General features: G+C 44.7%; 1 protein-coding gene. It reads right to left on the minus strand.

Annotated features, from left to right (window positions below; translation table 11 throughout):
• Positions 1 to 95: 95 nt before the first annotated feature.
• Entirely contained in the window at positions 96 to 1,526 is a 1,431-nt protein-coding gene (gene ptsG / locus BCT81_RS25335; protein ID WP_102426254.1) for a PTS glucose transporter subunit IIBC, read from the minus strand.
• Between the last annotated feature and the right edge of the window lie 227 nt (positions 1,527 to 1,753).

Raw genomic sequence — 1,753 nt, forward strand, 5'->3', positions numbered from 1 at the left:
GTAAATAACTGAGAGATAAAAGAATAAGCCTGATGAAACAGTAGAAACAAAAAAGGAGGCCAATCGGCCTCCTTTCAATTCATTGAATCAGTGGATTAACCGTTGTTACGGATCCACTCATCCATGTCTGTTTTCAGGTTGTCAGATTTAGTACCGAAGATAGCTTGTACGCCACCCGCTACTACTACAACACCTGCAGCACCTAGTTTCTTAAGCTTGTCTTGGTCAACAACTGCTGTATCAGCAACTGCAACACGTAGACGAGTGATACAAGCGTCAAGACCAGTGATGTTAGCTTTACCACCGAATGCAGCAACTAGCTCACCAGCAAGTTCAGAACCAGTCGCAACTGCTTCGTCTTCTGACTCGTCTTCACGACCAGGAGTTTTAAGGTCTAGAGCTTTAATCACAGTGCGGAATACGATGTAGTAGATTGCAGCGTAAGCAATACCACAAACAACCATTAGACCCATCTTAGACGCGTGGCCAGATAGAACTAGGAAGTCGATTAGACCGTGTGAGAAAGATGTACCGTGTACAAAACCTAGAGTGTTCGCAAGAACGTAAGCAGAACCAGCTAGTAGAGCGTGGATTGCGTACAGAACAGGAGCAACGAATAGGAATGAGAATTCGATTGGTTCAGTGATACCCGTTAGGAATGAAGTTAACGCAGCAGAAGCCATGATACCCATTACTTTAGCGCGGTTTTCAGGCTTAGCTGAGTGTGCAATTGCGATTGCAGCAGCAGGTAGACCGAACATCTTGAACATGTAACCACCAGCTAGCTGACCGAAGCCATTGCCCGCTGCACGCGATGCGTCATCAGCAACTAGGTAACAAGTAAGAACACCGTTTTGAGTTTCGCCAGCAGCGTTTACACAAGTACCAGCTTCGAAGAAGAATGGTACGTTCCATACGTGGTGAAGACCAAATGGAATTAGAGAACGCTCAACGATACCGTAGATACCAAACGCCACTTGTGGGTTTTGGTGAGCAGCCCAATCAGAGAACGCAGAGATAGCGCCGCCAACTGGTGGCCATACTACAGATAGTAGGATTGCTAGACCGATCGCAGAGAAACCTGTGATGATTGGCACAGCACGCTTACCAGCGAAGAAGCCAAGGTACTCAGGAAGTTGAATACGGAAGAAACGGTTGAATGCCCAAGCAGCAACACCACCGACTAGGATACCACCTAGTACACCAGTATCGATTTTATCAACGCCCATTACACCAGCCATTACGCCTAGTGTAGCAGTCATGATGCCGTAACCAACGATTGCAGCTAGACCAGCTACACCATCGTTGTTAGTAAAGCCAAGTGCAACACCTACTGCAAACAGTAGTGCCATTTGACCGAATACTGAACCACCAGCTTGCTCCATAAGGTTTGAAACAATTTCTGGAATGAAAGGAAGATCTGCTGCACCGACACCTAGCAAAATACCCGCAACTGGTAAAACTGATACTGGAAGCATCAGAGACTTACCAACTTTTTGCAGGCTAGCAAAAAGGTTCTTAAACATGTTTATGCTCCTGATAAAGATAAAATAATTATATGGGTTCTAACGGCACACCCCCGTAGCCTATATGTTAGCACCCAGTGAAAATGTAACCATGTATTGCATTATATTTTCTGCCGCTAAATATATATTGATGCAGAACTAACTTTCTAGTGACTTACGAAATTTAGTTTCAAAACACGTCTTGGATCACATGTCAAATCTAGAAATGCAATGGTTTACAACAAAAT

Origin of the sequence: Vibrio sp. 10N.261.52.A1, assembly GCF_002876325.1 — a bacterium.
Lineage (GTDB): Bacteria > Pseudomonadota > Gammaproteobacteria > Enterobacterales > Vibrionaceae > Vibrio > Vibrio chagasii.

Bases quoted from the DNA above. Each gene is read 5' to 3' on its own strand.
- ptsG (WP_102426254.1), bottom strand. From the start codon at position 1,526: ATGTTTAAGAACCTTTTTGCTAGCCTGCAAAAAGTTGGTAAGTCTCTG.